Genomic DNA, 14,309 nt, shown 5'->3' on the forward strand with positions numbered 1-14,309 from the left:
GCTCCGCTCGACATGAGCCGTGACCGGAAATTCCGGCCGAGAACCTGAACCGGAGCACGAACCCGAACTTCGGGCCTGTAGCCCGCTGGCTTGGGTGCTAACCGGACAAAACGGTTGTGCGACCGTTATGGTTTCCGATTCGTTAACGGTCGCTATGTAGCATCGGGACGAAGACACTGGTGAGATGGGCTCCATGCATATCGTTTGTCCCCATTGTACAACATCTTACGCCATCAATCCGGCTACCCTGGGGACCGCCGGACGCACCGTCCGCTGCTCCCGTTGCAAGGAAACCTGGCTGGCGCGGCCGGAGGACGCGATCGAACTCGCGGCCGCCATGCCGGCTATGGCGCAATCGAGCCGACCGGCCACGGATGATGCCGCAGCCGAATGGGAGGCGATGGCGCGCGCGGAAGAGGCGCAGGATACCCCCGTGGTCGACAGTCCCTCGATTTCGGCCGGCTGGCCGGCCGAGGGCGAGGGTTCGCAACCGAACGGCGGCAGCGACTGGCCGTCGGCCGCCCGGCAGGCCGCCGAGGATCATGAGGAGATCCCGATCACCACGCACCGCCAGCGGCTCGCCCGTCTGTTCCGGTTACCTTCCCTGCCCCGCATTCCGTTCGTGCCGTCCATTGGCCTGCCGACCGCCTGCGCCGCGATGGGCGCACTGATCCTGGCGCTGATGATCTGGCGCGCCGATGTCGTGCGGCTGCTACCGCAGACCGCGACGTTCTACAAGATGGTGGGGCTCGACGTGAACCTGCGCGGGCTGGCATTCAAGGACATCAAGATCACCAACGAGACCGTGGACGGCAAGCCGGTGCTGGTCATCGAGGGCGTGATCGTGGGCGAGACCAAGAAAGCGGTCGAACTGCCGCGCTTGCGCTTTTCCGTCCGCGACGCGCAAGGGGCGGAAATCTACGCCTGGAACGCGGTGCTCGAGCAGCCGATGCTCAAGCCTGGCGAGCGCGCCTATTTCAAGTCGCGCCTGGCGTCGCCGCCGCCCGAAGGCCGCAATATTGACGTACGCTTTTTCAACAAGCGGGATCTGGCTGGCCACGCCTGAGACTGGCCGCTCCGTCCCGAGGCTTTAAGAGATACGACTTCATGCCACGCGTGCTGATTGCCGACGATGAAGATTCCATGCGCTCGCTGGTGTCGCGCGCCATCGCCATGGACGGCCACGAGACCGTCACCGCCGAGGACGGCGCCGAGGCACTCGATATTCTGACCCGCGAACAGGGCATGTTCGACCTGCTCTTGACCGACATCCAGATGCCGGTGATGGATGGCATCGCGCTGGCGCTGACGGCGGCGCGCGATTTTCCCAACCTCAAGATTCTGCTGATGACAGGATTCGCCGACCAGCGCGAACGCGCCTCCGGCCTCAACGCCATCGTGCACGACGTGGTGACGAAACCGTTCTCGGTGCACGACATCCGCACCGCGGTCGCGGATGCGCTGGCGGCGAAGAAGTCGGGGTAGCTGTAAGGCTCGATCTCTCAACTCGTCATTGCGAGCGCAGCGAAGCAATCCATCTCTCCGTTACGCGGCGCTATGGATTGCTTCGCTGCGCTCGCAATGACGGTGGTGAGAGCGGCTGCTCAATAATCCTTCAGCAGGCGCTCGATATAGTCGAGCTCGATTTGCGGGCGGGACGGATCGCCGAGGCGGCGGCGCAGCTCTTCGAGGATGCGGCGCACCCGCTGCACGTCGATCTCACCGGGGATCTTCACCGTATAGTCGTCGGTGTATTCATTGTGGCGCATCGGCCGACCGAGTGGATCGGTCGAGTTGGCCGCGCCCTGCTGGCGGCCTCTGGGGTTGCCGGGGCCGTCGCCGGGCTGGTCGCCGTCGCCCTGCTGCATGGCCTCGGCGAGGTTCTGGGCGCCCTTCCGTAGCGCGTCCAGCGCCCTCCCCTGCGAGTCCACTGCGCCATCGGCATTGCCTTCGCCGAGCCGGCCAGTGGCATCGCCCATCGCCGAATCGGCCTGGTCAAGCCCATCCTCACCGTCGCCCTGCTCGCCGCCCTGGCCCTGCTGGCCTTGCCCCGGTTGGCCCTGGCCCTGCTGGTCGCCGCGCTGGCCTTGCTGACCGCGCTGACCCTGCTGGCCACGCTGTCCCGGGCCCATGCCGCGCTTGGCGAGCTCTTCCTGCAACTTCTTCAGCCGGTCACGCAGGCCCTGCTGGTCCTGCTGCAGGTCGCCCATGCTCTGATCGCCCTGCTTGCCGCGCATGCGATCGCGCCGCTGATCCTGGCCCTGCTTGTAAGTCTTGTCGCGCAACTGCTGCTGCTTGCGGATCATGTCGCCGAGCTCGTTGAGCGCCTGCTCCATGTCGTTGTCGCCCTGGCCGGGCTGCGCCATCTGCAAGCCTTCCAGCATCTGCTGCAGCTGCTCCAAGAGCTGCTTGGCGGCTTCCTTGTCGCCGGAACGCGACAGCCGCTCCATCCGGTCGAGCATGCTCTTGAGATCCTGCTGGCTCAGCATCTTGGTGTTGGGATCGAGCGGGCGGGCGAGCTGCTGCGGATTGTTGCGGAACTGTTCGACGAGCTGACGCAGATAATTATCCAGCGCGGCCCGCAGATTGTCGGTGAGCTTCTTGATCTCTTCGTCGCTGGCGCCACGCTCCAGCGCCTGCTTGAGCGCCTCCTGCGCGGCACGCAGCGCCTTGTCGACATCGCTGATGTTGCCGTCCTCGATAGTGACGGCAAGCGCCCAAAGGCTGGCGACGACCTCGCGTAGCGCATCGTCGGTGCGCGCCGCTTCCAACCGCCGCGACACGCTGTAAAGGCCGAGATAATGGCCGGCCTCCGGCGTGAACAGTTCCGGCGCGATCATCAGCGCGTCGAGCGCGGTATAAACTTGCGAATTCTGGTTGGCGTCGAGCGCCAGGATGCGGCGCTGCTCGATCAGCGCGCGCGCCAAGGGCTTGGTGAACAGCCGCTCCGGCAGCCGCATATTGTGCGGCTCGCTCTTGGCTTCATTGCCGGCCTCGTCCTTGGCCGTGAGCGTCAACGTGACGTCGGCGCCGGCATACGGATCTTCGCTGAGATCCTTCACGGTCTGGCCGACGCCATTGCGGGTGCGTGCATTGGGCAGCACCAGCGGAAACTGCGGCGGCTCGAACAGCGGCCGTGGCTCGGCCTTGTCGCCGTCCTTGTTCTTGGCGTCCTTGTTACCTTCCTTGGCCGCATCGGGCGCGCGGGCGGCAAATTGCGCGCGCGCTTCGGTTACGCCGTAATCGTCCTCGAGCTTGTAGGACATCTGCAGCGAACCGCGGGCCTGGCGCTCGGGATCCTTGGCAAGCGAGATTGTCGGCGGCCGGTCGGGCATCGCCGCAAAGCGCCACAGCGGCTGGCCGGACGGCGCACGCACATGCGCGGTGCCATCGGCCGTGATCTTGAAATGCCGTTCGCTGGTGCCCTTCGGCGCCTGCTCGCTCGGCGCGACCTCAGTCACGCCGCCGCCGACCACGACATCGATAGTGCCGCCGCTGGAGCGCACCAGGAGCGTGCTGCCTGATGGAACCGACAACGGCCCGCTATCGGGCGAAGAAGCATCCTTGTTGGCGGCGGACAGAATGATCGGCGGCTTGCCGGTATAGTTCGGCGGGGTAACCCAGGCGTCGACCCGGACATTAGCCGGCGCCAGCACGCCGTTCCAGTCGAACGCCGCGGCAATGCGCAGCGCGCGCTCGTCGCCGGCAGCGACATAGGCCGCCGCCAGCATCACCACGACTAGCGCGCGCAGCGCCCAGGGATCGTGGATCGGAAGGCGCGGCGACGGCAGGCCGGCGCGGATGCGCTTGATCGAGGCCAGCGTGCGCTCGCGCTGCTCCCGCCACAGCGCCTGCGCGATCGGGTCTTTGGATTGCAGCGTGTCGGTGAGCGCGGTAGCGGGGCGATGGCGAATGCCGGTGCCGCGATCAAGCCGGCTCAAGCTCTCATCGCGGGTCGGCCAGCGAAACCGCAAGAGCGGGAACGCGGCCGCGAGCGCCAGCAGCACGAACAGGCCGATACCGATCGCGCGTGCAAGGAAAGGCAGCGTCAGCCACAGTCCGGCCCAGGACACCACCAGAAACAGTCCGATGACGCTCAGGAGACGCGCAAGCCCCGGCCAGGCGCGTTCCCAGGCGATCGCATACTGAGCCCGCTGCAGGGCTTGCGACAGCTGCAGGCGCGCAACCGAAGCCGGCTCGCGCGGGGATTTTACGGGGTCAGAGGAAGCGCCGTTCAACAATCTCTCCGGGTTGCCCACAACTCAGCCTAGCACAACGGCGGCAATGAGGCACCCGTTCCCGGGGTAACCCACACCAGGAAATTCGCATAACACGAAGGCGTGACTATGAGCTTTTCAGCCCGTAATTTCTGCGCCGAACCGTAAAAATACGAGGAAACGACATGGACCAGAAGACACACGATAAGGGGCTGGAAATTCGCAAGGCGGTACTCGGCGAGGCCTATGTCAATAACGCGCTGAAAAACGCCGACAGTTTCAACAAACCCTTCCAGGAACTCGTCACCGAATATTGCTGGGGCGCGATCTGGGGCCGCGAGGAACTGCCGCGCAAGACCCGCAGCATGCTCAATCTCGCCATGATCTCGATCCTGAACCGTCCGCACGAACTGAAGGCGCATATCAAGGGCGCACTGACCAACGGCGTCACCCGCGACGAGATCCGCGAGATCTTCATGCAGGTTTCGATCTATGCCGGCATTCCCGCCGGCGTCGACAGCTTTCGCATCGCGCGCGAGGTGTTTGCGGAATTGGATCAGGCGTAAGGCCGGGGCTCGCAACATCTTTCCCGTTATTGCGAGGAGCGAAGCGACGAAGCAATTCATCTCTCCGCGTACTGCGGCGTGGATTGCTTCGCTTCGCTCGCAATGACGAATTCGAGGAGACACCATGGAAATCGGATTCATCGGTCTCGGGAACATGGGCTTCCCGATGGCCCGCCGGCTGATCGAGGCCGGTCATCAACTCACCGTGTTCGACACGCGCAAAGAAGCCGCCGACAAGCTCGTCGCGCTCGGCGCAGAGGCGGCGTCATCGCCCAAGGACGTCGCCGATCGCTGCGAGACCGTGCTGGCGAGCCTGCCGTCGCTGCAGGCCTCGCTCGAGGTTGCGACGGGCCCAGGCGGGGTGATCGAGGGAAAGCGCGTCAAGCGCTTCGTCGATCTCTCCACCGTCGGCTCGCAGATGGCTTCGAAAATTCAGGGCCTGCTGGCCGAACGGAATATCGTGCAGATCGACAGTCCCGTGAGCGGCGGCGTCGGCGGCGCCGAGAAGGGAACTCTCGCGGTGATGGTCTCCGGCCCGCGCGCCGACTGCGAGGCAGTGAAGCCCGCGCTTGGCGTGATCGGAAAAGTGTTCTTCATCGGCGAGAAGCCGGGCTCGGCGCAGACGATGAAACTGGCGAACAATTTTCTCTCTGCAACGGCGATGCTCGCGACCTCAGAAGCCGTGGTGATGGGCGTCAAGGCAGGCCTCGATCCATCCGTGATGATCGACGTCATCAACGCCGGATCGGGACTCAACACGGCGAGCCGCGACAAATTTCCGCGTTCGGTCCTGCCGCGCAGCTTCGACTTCGGCTTCGCCACCGGCTTGATGGTGAAGGACGTGCGTCTCGCCCTGGAAGAGATGAAGTCGCTGGGGCTATCGATGGAAGTCGCCGAGGCGGTCGGCCGGCTTTGGGAAGTCATCATCCGCGACGAGGGCGCGGAGTCGGACTTTACCGTGGCGATCAAGCCGATCGAGAGGGCAGCCGGCGTCGTGGTGGGTGGCGCGAAAGGCATCCATGCGGCGAAGTAGCCTGAGCATTTGCGCAGTTCCGAGTTGGCAAGTGTGGCCAAGTGGCGTTACGTTGAGTATGAGCCGGCGTTGACTCGATCAGTGGGACGCGCATGACGTCGCGTTGCGTAAGCCCGAAGTGCAGGCAAGAGTGGCTGCAGCCCACTTATCTTGCCGTCGCCGCCTTCGCCTTGCTGATCGCGGCGGGAGGCGATGCAAGCGCCAGAAGCGGCCGGAGCGAACGCCCGATGGAGACCGTTCAATCGCGCAGCGGCGGCGATCCGGTCATGGCCATCGTTTCGCTCCGCAACCAGCGGATCAGCGTCTACGACGCCAAGGGATGGATCTTGCGGGCGCCGGTATCAAGCGGCACCAAGGGACGCGAGACGCCCGCCGGCATCTTCAGCATTATCCAGAAAGTGGAGGAGCATTACTCCAACCTTTATGATGATGCCTACATGCCCCACATGCAGCGCATCACCTGGTCAGGCATCGCACTTCATGGCGGCGTCCTGCCGGGACGTCCGGCATCTCATGGCTGTGTCCGGCTGCCGTTCGACTTCGCCGAACGCCTGTTCAGCGAGACTATGATGGGCATGCGGGTGATCGTGGCGCCAACCGACGTGGCGCCGGTTGAGATTGCGCACCCGCTGCTGTTACAGCCCAAGCCAGGTGCCGCGGCATTGGCCGCCGCCCGCGCCGCGGAGGCGCAAGAGGCGGCGAAGAAAGCGGTCAATGTGAGGCTCGCCGTCGCGCCAGCCGCCCGGGAGGTCGCGCTGGCGACGGCGCCGGTGCGCACGGCAGAAATGCTGAAGCTCAAGGCTGAGGCGCAACTGGCGGCCGCCGAGACTGCACTTGGCTCCGCCAAGTCGGCCGAGGAAAGGGAGCAGGCCGAAGCCGCCAAGGCGCAGGTAGCGGCCAGGCTCGCGGAGCTACAGGTGCAATGGGAGACCGCCAAAGCGGATCTGCAACAGAAGCGCGATGCCGCCCTGTCTGCGCGCGAAGCCGCCGCCGCGGCGGACGCCGCGCGGCTCCAGGCAGCCGAGACAGCCCGCCAGATCGCACGCGAACTGCAGCCGGTGTCCGTGCTGATCAGCCGCAAGACCCAGCGGCTTTATGTCCGCCAAGCATTCGAGCCCCTCTTTGAAAGCCCTGTTACGATCGCAGATCCCGATCGTCCAATCGGCACGCATGTCTTCACCGCTGTCGAGCGCACGACCGACGACACCAAGTTGCGATGGAACGTCGTGTCGCTGCTCAGCAGCGAACATGCGCCGAGCGGCACGGCTCGGCCACAGGACCGAGCGCACGCAAGCAACAGTCGCGATGTTGAGCCTGTGCTGACGGATCGGGATGCTGCAAAGGCCGCGCTCGACCGTATCATTATTCCGCAGGACGCATTGGACCGCATCACCATCGTTGCGCCACGATCCTCACTGATCGTCACGGACGAGCCGATGAGTTCGGAAACCGGAAAGGGAACGGAATTCGTGGTGTTGCTCAGCGGCGAGCCGCAAGGCGGCATCAAGAAGCGGCGGCGTAGTCCACCAAGCGAATTCCGTTACGTCTACCCCCGCAGCGCGCCATTCTGGCGCTCGCCGTTCGGAATGCCCTTTTCGACCTGGTGAGTCTGCACGTCGCGCGGCCATTTCGTTCAGCCAGTTCTAGAGCATGAGAATTTTTTGGTGAGATCGATTTGGCCGCAGACGCGCTTCACCTCTCCCGCTTGCGGGGGAGGTCGGCGCGAAGCGACGGGTGTGGGTTCTCTCCACTCGGGCAGTATCGCCTGCGGAGACACCCCCACCCCAGCCCTCGCCGCAAGCGGGAGAGGGGGCGCGCCTTCTTCGTGGTCGCTATCAAGCCTAATTTCAGCTTTTAGTATACGCCCGGCAGCGCGATCACTTTCCCGCCGGTGTTGGACGCTCCGTTGCAGAAACTCAGCGATGGTCAAGCGCTGCGGCGTCATCGATCCACGGACCACCTCCGCCAATGCCGCTTCATTGGACCGCACGAACAGGAAGCGGGCCGCCACAGGTATTTCCGCCTCGGCGTTGCCATCACGTCCGATTAGGACCAATCCCGCTCCGCCGCTCGCTACGGCTACGCCGATGGCCGTAATGAACGTCCACCGACCCTCTTCCGGTATCGCGATCTCTGCTGTTATGATGGTTGCCAAGGGGGACGAGCATGAAGCGCAGCGAGTTCATTTGTGTTCTCGGCCGTATCGCTTCGGGGTGTTGGCCGCGCCGCCGCACCATCATTGTCATCATCGCCGCAATCGTGCTGCCGCCGATCGAGGTCAGCCACGCAGGCTGGCTGTCGGATCTCTTCAAGGGCTCGTCGAAACAAGGCAAATCGTCGAGACAGGGCAAGCCGCCGAAGCACGTCACGTCACCGAAGCCAGCCGCTTTGGCCAAACGGGCTGCCTCGCCAAAGCCACAAGCCACAAAGCTTGCCGCGCTGGGGCCGGTCCAATTGAGCCCTGCCGCCTTGAAACCGGCCGCGGCCCGGTGCGATCCCGCAAAACTCCGGATCGTTCTGGACGTGGGACACACCGCCGAATCGGAAGGCGCGATCAGCGCCCGCAACGTCTCCGAGTTTGTCTTCAACCTGCGCCTGGCGAAGCGGATCGAGGAGAAGTTGAAGGCCGAGGGTTTTAGCGAGACCAAACTTCTTCTGACCGAAGGCAAGGCCAGGCGCAGCCTCTTCAAACGCGTCGCCGCCGCCAACGACTTGCGCGCAGATCTCTTGCTGTCGATCCACCACGATTCCGTGCCCAACAAATTCCTCGAGGAATGGGAGTTCGAGGGAAAGAAGAGCCGGTTCAGCGACCGCTTCAGCGGATACTCCGTCTTCGTCTCCCGCAGCAACCCGGACTTCAAGACCAGTTTCGCCTTCGCCGAACTGATCGCCAAGGAAATGAAGGCCCAGGGTCTCGACTATGCCAGGCAATATTCCCAACCCATCATGGGGCGGTACCAGCGCGAGCTGCTGAACAAGGAGACCGGCGTCTATCGCTACGATGAGCTCATCGTGCTGAGAAAAACCCAAATGGCTGCCGTCCTGCTGGAAGCGGGCTCGATCATCAACCGGGACGAAGAGCTCCAGATGAGTTCGCCTGAGCGGCGCGACATCATCAGCAGCGGTGTCACGGCGGCGGTGAAGCAATTTTGCGAGCCTCGATGGGCCATGCTCGGTCCGCTCTGACGGCACGGTGCCGTCGCATCTGAATACCGCCTGCCGGCTTCAGCCCTTTGACTGCTTCTTGATTTCGTCGAATTTGGAAAGTGCTCGTTCAAATTTTTCGTTGAACAGCCACATCGCATCGAGAATTTCGCGGTACGTCGCGGATGTTTTGGCCCGGTCAGCCTGTCCGAAGGTGAAGACGCTGTTGTTTCGCAGATAGGCCATGATCTTTGGGTCGGAAATTCTGTAGTCGACCAGGTTGCGCGAGCCGAGCGCAGACTTGGTCGGGCTCGGGATAATCTGGATCAGTTCAAACAGCTTCATTTGATCGATCGGATCCGGCAGTGTTTTCACGATCGCCGGCACTTGCCGGAAAATATCCGCGTGTGCGTTCATGAGGCCATCCCGCACGGCGGTCCAGTGGTTGTACCGATGGTCCAAATTGCCGGCCCGGGCCTCTTCCTTGTCGTCGCGGGCGTTCAGTGCGGGATCAAAGGCCGCGATCGACTTCTTTATCGCGGCCCATTTCCTTCGCCCGTTTTGATCCTCGGATACGCCGGTTTGCAAACTGCCCTTGTATTTGTTCGAGCGCGCATTGCCGATGTTCTGATTGCCATTCGTCTCGGCAAAGAACAGGCCCAGGCTGATGCGGCCTGCCACTTCGGCATTGGCCGGATCGAGGCCCCTGGCGCGTGCAATGGCCGTGCCCAGATCGACGACGTCCCTGAATGGCGTATCTGATTTTTGCGCATTGGCGGGCGGCGCCTGCATTAGGTCGAAAAGTCTTCGGTACTCATCGAGCAGCGGCTCATTGTCTGCATCAAAGTAGGCCGGCGGAATTCCATATTTGTTGGGCCCGCCAATTCTGGACGGAAGCGCGTCGGTCAGGTCCTTGTACGCGCTCATCATATTGTTGCGTGCAAGGTAGAGCGCCTGTCCCGGCAAATTTGGCAGCCCCTGGTTCGAATTGATCTGCGCGCGTCGCTGAGCGAGGACCTGCTCAAACTGGCTTTTCGAATTGTTGTACGCATTGAGCGCGTCCGATTGTTTTTTCGTGAGTGGCTCAGCCACTGCAGGCGACATGAAACCGAGATTGCCGAAGGCGACTGCGATGAGCGGCGCGACGGTGCCCATGATCACGTTCGTGGCGATGGCAGCCGGCGGTGTGAACGAGAGGCCGAGAGCAAGAGCTGCCGCGGGCGCCGCAGCATGTTTTCTTATCCCCATGGAGATTTCCCATACCCAGGTTTCATCTGTCTGATAACCGGGCGAGCGCGTAGGATGGGTGGAGCGCAGCGATACCCATCAATCCCGATGAGAAAACGTGATGGGTATCGCTTCGCTCCACCCATCCTGCGGGATCACAGCCAGGGCGCCGGTTTGTCCATCGCGATCAATTCATCGACCTCGATGCGCGGGCGAACCACGGCGTACTGATCGTCCTTGACCAGCACTTCCGGCACGAGCGGCCTTGTATTGTAGAAGCCGGACTGCACCGCGCCGTAGGCGCCGGCGGTCATGATGGCGAGGAGATCGCCGGCCTTGGGCTCGGGCAGGTTGCGGTCGAGCGCGAGATAGTCGCCGGTTTCGCAGACGGGGCCGACCACGTCGGCCGTGATCGTGCGTGCATCCTTGGCCGCCTCCCGCACGGGGAGGATATCGTGATGGGCTTCATAGAGCGTCGGGCGGATCAGATCGTTCATCGCGGCGTCGATGATGACGAAGTTCTTGGCTTCACCCGGCTTCACATAGATCACGCGGGAAACCAGGATGCCGGCGTTACCGACGATCATCCGGCCCGGCTCGAACATCAGCGTGCAGCCGAGATTATGCGTCACCCGCTTGACCATCGCGGCATAGGCCGACGGCAACGGCGGCGCTTCGCGGTCGGCGTGATAGGGAATGCCGAGCCCGCCGCCGAAATCGATGTGCTCAATCTTGTGGCCGTCGGCGCGCAGCGTCTGGACGAAATCGGAGAGAATCCGGAACGCGGTTTCCATCTTCGAGAGATCGGTGATCTGGCTGCCGATATGCATGTCGGTGCCGGTCACCTCGATGCCCGGCAGCCTCGCCGCACGGGCATAGACCTCGCGCGCGCGCAAGATCGGAATGCCGAACTTGTTTTCGGACTTGCCGGTGGCGATCTTGGCATGGGTGCCGGCATCGACGTCCGGATTGACGCGCAGCGAAATCCGCGCGGTCCGGCCGGTCTCGACCGCGAGCTTCGACAGTAATTCCAGCTCGGGCTCGGATTCGACATTGATGCAGAGAATGTCGGCGGCGAGCGCCGCGCGCAGTTCGGCCTCGGTTTTGCCGACGCCGGAAAACAGGATCTTGTTCGGCGGAATCCCTGCCGCCAGCGCGCGCTTGAGTTCGCCGCCCGAGACGACGTCGGCGCCGGCACCGAGCTTGGCCAGCGTACGCAGCACCGATTGATTGGAATTCGCCTTCATGGCGTAGCAGACCAGCGTCTTCTCGCCGGCAAAGGCCTCGGTAAAGACGCGGTAGTGACGCTCCAGCGTCGCCGTCGAATAGCAATAGAAAGGCGTGCCGACGGTTTCAGCGAGATCGGACAGGTTGACGGCTTCGGCGTGAAGCACGCCGTTGCGATAGTCGAAGTGATTCATGGCGCGCCCAGTCTCAGTCCAGCAGCGGATCGAGAACGAATTTCTTCTTGCCACCCTTGGGGGCGCTGGGGCCGGCCTCGGCGCCGTAGGTCGGATTGAAAACGCCGGGCTGTGCCGCGCGCTCGGCTTCCGTATCCGGCGTGGCCTGGGCCGCCGCGGCGTTCGGCGGCAAATCGAGCCCGCCCTTGCGTCCGCAGCCGCCGAGCGCAAGCGCGGTCACGCTGAGCAGGATGATGGCCCATCCCGACGATGACGGGCGGTAGTTACTGATCACGACGAAATCCCCAATGCGCGGCGCACCATACAAAGATTGCCTTGGTCTGGCGAGTGCCGATGCGCCACGGAAACCCAAGAAATCGCAGCGAATTTTTCCGGTCAGCCCAATTTTTGCTCTTTTTCGAGCCGCTTCAGCCAGGCTTTGGCCTGCGAGGCCACGTTCTTCGGCGCCGTACCGCCGAAGCTGGTCCGGCTTTTCACCGACGCTTCGACCGACAGCACGCCCAAAGCATCTGCGGTGATCTTGGGCTCGACCTCCTGCATCGCCTTGAGCGGCAGCTCGTGCAGGGCGACGCCTTGCTTGGACGCGAGCGCGACGATCCGTCCGGTGACGTGATGGGCGTCGCGAAACGGCATTTTCAGCGTCCGCACCAGCCAGTCGGCGAGATCGGTGGCGGTGGCATAGCCCTCGCCGGCCGCCGCCTTCATCCTGTTCTCGTCGGGCACGAGATCGAGGACCATGCCGGTCATGGCGCGAATCGCCAGGGAGAGCGCAGCGAACGCCTCCATCGCGCCCTGCTTGTCTTCCTGCATGTCCTTTTGATAGGCGAGCGGCAGGCCCTTCATCACGATCAGGAGGCCGTTGAGCGCGCCGATCACCCGGCCGGTTTTGGCGCGCACCAACTCGGCGGCATCAGGATTGCGCTTCTGCGGCATGATCGAGGAGCCGGTGGTGAACTTGTCGGAGAGCCGCACGAGGCCCACCAGCGGCGAGGTCCAGATCACGATCTCCTCGGCGAAGCGCGACATGTGCACGGCCGCAATTGACGCCGCCGACAGGGTCTCCAGCACGAAGTCGCGGTCGGAGACCGCATCGAGCGAATTGGCCATCGGCCGGTCGAAGCCGAGCGCCTTGGCAGTCGCCGCACGGTCGATCGGGAACGAGGTTCCGGCCAGCGCCGCGGCACCCAGCGGCGATTCGTTCAGCCGCTTGCGGGCATCGGCAAACCGGCCACGGTCACGCGCGGCCATCTCGACATAAGCAAGCAGATGATGGCCGAAGGTGACGGGCTGGGCGGTCTGCAGATGGGTGAAGCCCGGCATCACGGTCGCAGCGTGTTCCAGCGCGCGGGCCGCCAGCGCGTGCTGGAAGGCGGCGAGCGCGGCGTCGGTCGCGTCGATCGTGTCGCGGACATAGAGCCGGAAATCGGTCGCGACCTGGTCGTTGCGCGAACGCGCGGTATGCAGCCTTCCTGCGGCCGGCCCGATCAGTTCGGACAGCCGGCTCTCGACGTTCATATGGATGTCTTCGAGCGCGCGCTTGAAGTCGAACGAGCCCTTGCCGATTTCTGACAAAATCGTGTCTAGACCCTTGCCGATATTTTTCGCATCACTCGCGGTGATAATGCCTTGTGCGGCGAGCATCGCCGCGTGGGCCTTGGACGCGGTGATGTCCTGGGCATAGAGGTGACGGTCGACGTCGATCGAGACGTTGATTTCCTCCATGATCGCATCGGGACGTTCGGTGAACCGGCCGCCCCACATCTTGTTGCTCATGACTTCCCAAGCCCTGCCATCTATATCGTCGAGGTGCGCGAAACGCCGCGCCGGTTTCGGCCGTACTCGACCGTAATCTTGAGCCCTGCATAGCCATATCTGACACAGGATGACAAACGATATGCTCGAAATGTCCTCGCCCCGCCCGGCCCCAACGCGCCGGATCCCGATCGCCATCGGCGCAGTGGTCGCTGCGGGCGTGGTCGGATTGGGCGCGTTTTACACGGTCGGCGGCCTCAAACGCGGCACGGGCGGTGATCCCTCCTGCACGGGCGCGGTCGAACTCGCCCGCAAGATCGCCCCGCTGGCCCATGGCGAAGTGGCCGCGCTGACCATGGCGACGACCCCGCTGCGGCTGCCCGACCTCGCCTTCGAGGACGCCCAAGGCAAGCCGCGAAAACTGTCGGAGTGGCGCGGCAAGACCGTGCTGCTTAACCTCTGGGCCACCTGGTGCGTGCCTTGCCGTAAGGAAATGCCGGCGCTGGACAGCCTGCAGGCCCAGCTGGGCGGCAAGGATTTTGAAGTGGTCGCCGTCAATATCGACACCCGCGACCCCGAGAAGCCGAAAAACTTCCTGAAAGAGGCCAATCTGACCCGGCTCGGCTATTTCACCGACGCAAAAGCCAAGGTCTTTCAGGACCTTAAGAACATAGGCAAGGCATTGGGCATGCCGACCTCGGTGCTGGTCGACGCCCAGGGCTGCGAGATCGCCAATCTCGCCGGCCCCGCCGAATGGGCCAGCGATGACGCCATCAAGCTGATCAAGGCCGCGATGCAGCCGATGAAGGCGGGGTCGTAGCGGGCCGGAGCGTGTACCCGGACCTCAGCCGTCAGACCTCATCCTGAGGAGCTGCGCAGCAGCGTCTCGAAGGATGAATGGCACCACTGGGGCCGCATGGTTCGAGACGGCGCGAGCCTGTCATCGGGC

General features: G+C 63.7%; 12 protein-coding genes. 7 read left to right on the forward strand and 5 right to left on the reverse strand.

Annotated elements, in window-relative coordinates; all coding sequences use genetic code 11:
* Positions 1-193 precede the first annotated feature (193 nt).
* Both J6524_RS13655 and J6524_RS13660 read left to right on the forward strand, forming a co-directional pair.
* Complete coding sequence (locus J6524_RS13655; RefSeq protein ID WP_225671228.1) at positions 194-1,066, forward strand: MJ0042-type zinc finger domain-containing protein; 873 nt, start codon at positions 194-196, stop codon at positions 1,064-1,066.
* A 41-nt stretch (positions 1,067-1,107) separates the two neighbouring features.
* On the forward strand, positions 1,108-1,485 hold the full coding sequence (locus tag J6524_RS13660) for a response regulator (RefSeq protein WP_225671230.1): 378 nt from the start codon (positions 1,108-1,110) through the stop codon (positions 1,483-1,485).
* A 119-nt stretch (positions 1,486-1,604) separates the two neighbouring features.
* On the opposite strand, the gene J6524_RS13665 is transcribed toward J6524_RS13660, so the two are convergent.
* Entirely contained in the window at positions 1,605-4,238 is a 2,634-nt protein-coding gene (locus J6524_RS13665; protein ID WP_225671232.1) for a TIGR02302 family protein, read from the reverse strand.
* Between the two features lie 164 nt (positions 4,239-4,402).
* Here J6524_RS13665 and J6524_RS13670 point away from each other — a divergent pair, with 164 nt between their 5' ends.
* From J6524_RS13670 to J6524_RS13685, 4 genes are all read left to right on the forward strand, one after another.
* On the forward strand, positions 4,403-4,783 hold the full coding sequence (locus J6524_RS13670; protein ID WP_225671234.1) for a carboxymuconolactone decarboxylase family protein: 381 nt from the start codon (positions 4,403-4,405) through the stop codon (positions 4,781-4,783).
* A gap of 124 nt (positions 4,784-4,907) precedes the next feature.
* A complete protein-coding gene (locus J6524_RS13675) occupies positions 4,908-5,816 on the forward strand; it encodes an NAD(P)-dependent oxidoreductase (protein WP_225671236.1) in 909 nt (302 codons plus the stop codon).
* Between the two features lie 92 nt (positions 5,817-5,908).
* Positions 5,909-7,423, forward strand: a complete 1,515-nt coding sequence (locus J6524_RS13680; RefSeq protein WP_225671238.1) for a L,D-transpeptidase family protein — start codon at positions 5,909-5,911, stop codon at positions 7,421-7,423.
* A 559-nt stretch (positions 7,424-7,982) separates the two neighbouring features.
* Complete coding sequence (locus tag J6524_RS13685) at positions 7,983-9,002, forward strand: N-acetylmuramoyl-L-alanine amidase family protein (protein WP_312002384.1); 1,020 nt, start codon at positions 7,983-7,985, stop codon at positions 9,000-9,002.
* Positions 9,003-9,041: 39 nt separating this feature from the next.
* Here J6524_RS13685 and J6524_RS13690 read toward each other — a convergent pair whose 3' ends face one another.
* From J6524_RS13690 to argH, 4 genes are all read right to left on the reverse strand, one after another.
* Complete coding sequence (locus J6524_RS13690) at positions 9,042-10,115, reverse strand: hypothetical protein (protein ID WP_225671240.1); 1,074 nt, start codon at positions 10,113-10,115, stop codon at positions 9,042-9,044.
* A gap of 227 nt (positions 10,116-10,342) precedes the next feature.
* Entirely contained in the window at positions 10,343-11,608 is a 1,266-nt protein-coding gene (gene lysA, locus J6524_RS13695; protein ID WP_225671242.1) for a diaminopimelate decarboxylase, read from the reverse strand.
* Between the two features lie 13 nt (positions 11,609-11,621).
* On the reverse strand, positions 11,622-11,882 hold the full coding sequence (gene lptM, locus J6524_RS13700) for an LPS translocon maturation chaperone LptM (protein ID WP_225671244.1): 261 nt from the start codon (positions 11,880-11,882) through the stop codon (positions 11,622-11,624).
* Between the two features lie 101 nt (positions 11,883-11,983).
* Complete coding sequence (argH, locus tag J6524_RS13705; protein WP_225671246.1) at positions 11,984-13,381, reverse strand: argininosuccinate lyase; 1,398 nt, start codon at positions 13,379-13,381, stop codon at positions 11,984-11,986.
* Positions 13,382-13,511: 130 nt separating this feature from the next.
* Between argH and tlpA the strand changes: the two genes are divergently transcribed.
* Positions 13,512-14,180, forward strand: a complete 669-nt coding sequence (gene tlpA, locus J6524_RS13710) for a thiol:disulfide interchange protein TlpA (protein WP_225671248.1) — start codon at positions 13,512-13,514, stop codon at positions 14,178-14,180.
* The last annotated feature ends 129 nt before the right edge of the window (positions 14,181-14,309 follow it).

This window comes from Bradyrhizobium hereditatis, from assembly GCF_020329435.1.
GTDB lineage: Bacteria > Pseudomonadota > Alphaproteobacteria > Rhizobiales > Xanthobacteraceae > Bradyrhizobium > Bradyrhizobium hereditatis.

Excerpts from the sequence above, each read along its gene's own strand:
- J6524_RS13655 (WP_225671228.1), top strand. The coding sequence starts at position 194 with ATGCATATCGTTTGTCCCCATTGTACAACATCTTACGCCATCAATCCG.
- tlpA (WP_225671248.1), top strand. The coding sequence starts at position 13,512 with ATGTCCTCGCCCCGCCCGGCCCCAACGCGCCGGATCCCGATCGCCATC.
- argH (WP_225671246.1), bottom strand. The coding sequence starts at position 13,381 with ATGAGCAACAAGATGTGGGGCGGCCGGTTCACCGAACGTCCCGATGCG.
- J6524_RS13685 (WP_312002384.1), top strand. The coding sequence starts at position 7,983 with ATGAAGCGCAGCGAGTTCATTTGTGTTCTCGGCCGTATCGCTTCGGGG.
- lysA (WP_225671242.1), bottom strand. The coding sequence starts at position 11,608 with ATGAATCACTTCGACTATCGCAACGGCGTGCTTCACGCCGAAGCCGTC.
- J6524_RS13675 (WP_225671236.1), top strand. The coding sequence starts at position 4,908 with ATGGAAATCGGATTCATCGGTCTCGGGAACATGGGCTTCCCGATGGCC.
- J6524_RS13660 (WP_225671230.1), top strand. The coding sequence starts at position 1,108 with ATGCCACGCGTGCTGATTGCCGACGATGAAGATTCCATGCGCTCGCTG.
- J6524_RS13680 (WP_225671238.1), top strand. The coding sequence starts at position 5,909 with ATGACGTCGCGTTGCGTAAGCCCGAAGTGCAGGCAAGAGTGGCTGCAG.
- J6524_RS13670 (WP_225671234.1), top strand. The coding sequence starts at position 4,403 with ATGGACCAGAAGACACACGATAAGGGGCTGGAAATTCGCAAGGCGGTA.
- J6524_RS13690 (WP_225671240.1), bottom strand. The coding sequence starts at position 10,115 with ATGGGCACCGTCGCGCCGCTCATCGCAGTCGCCTTCGGCAATCTCGGT.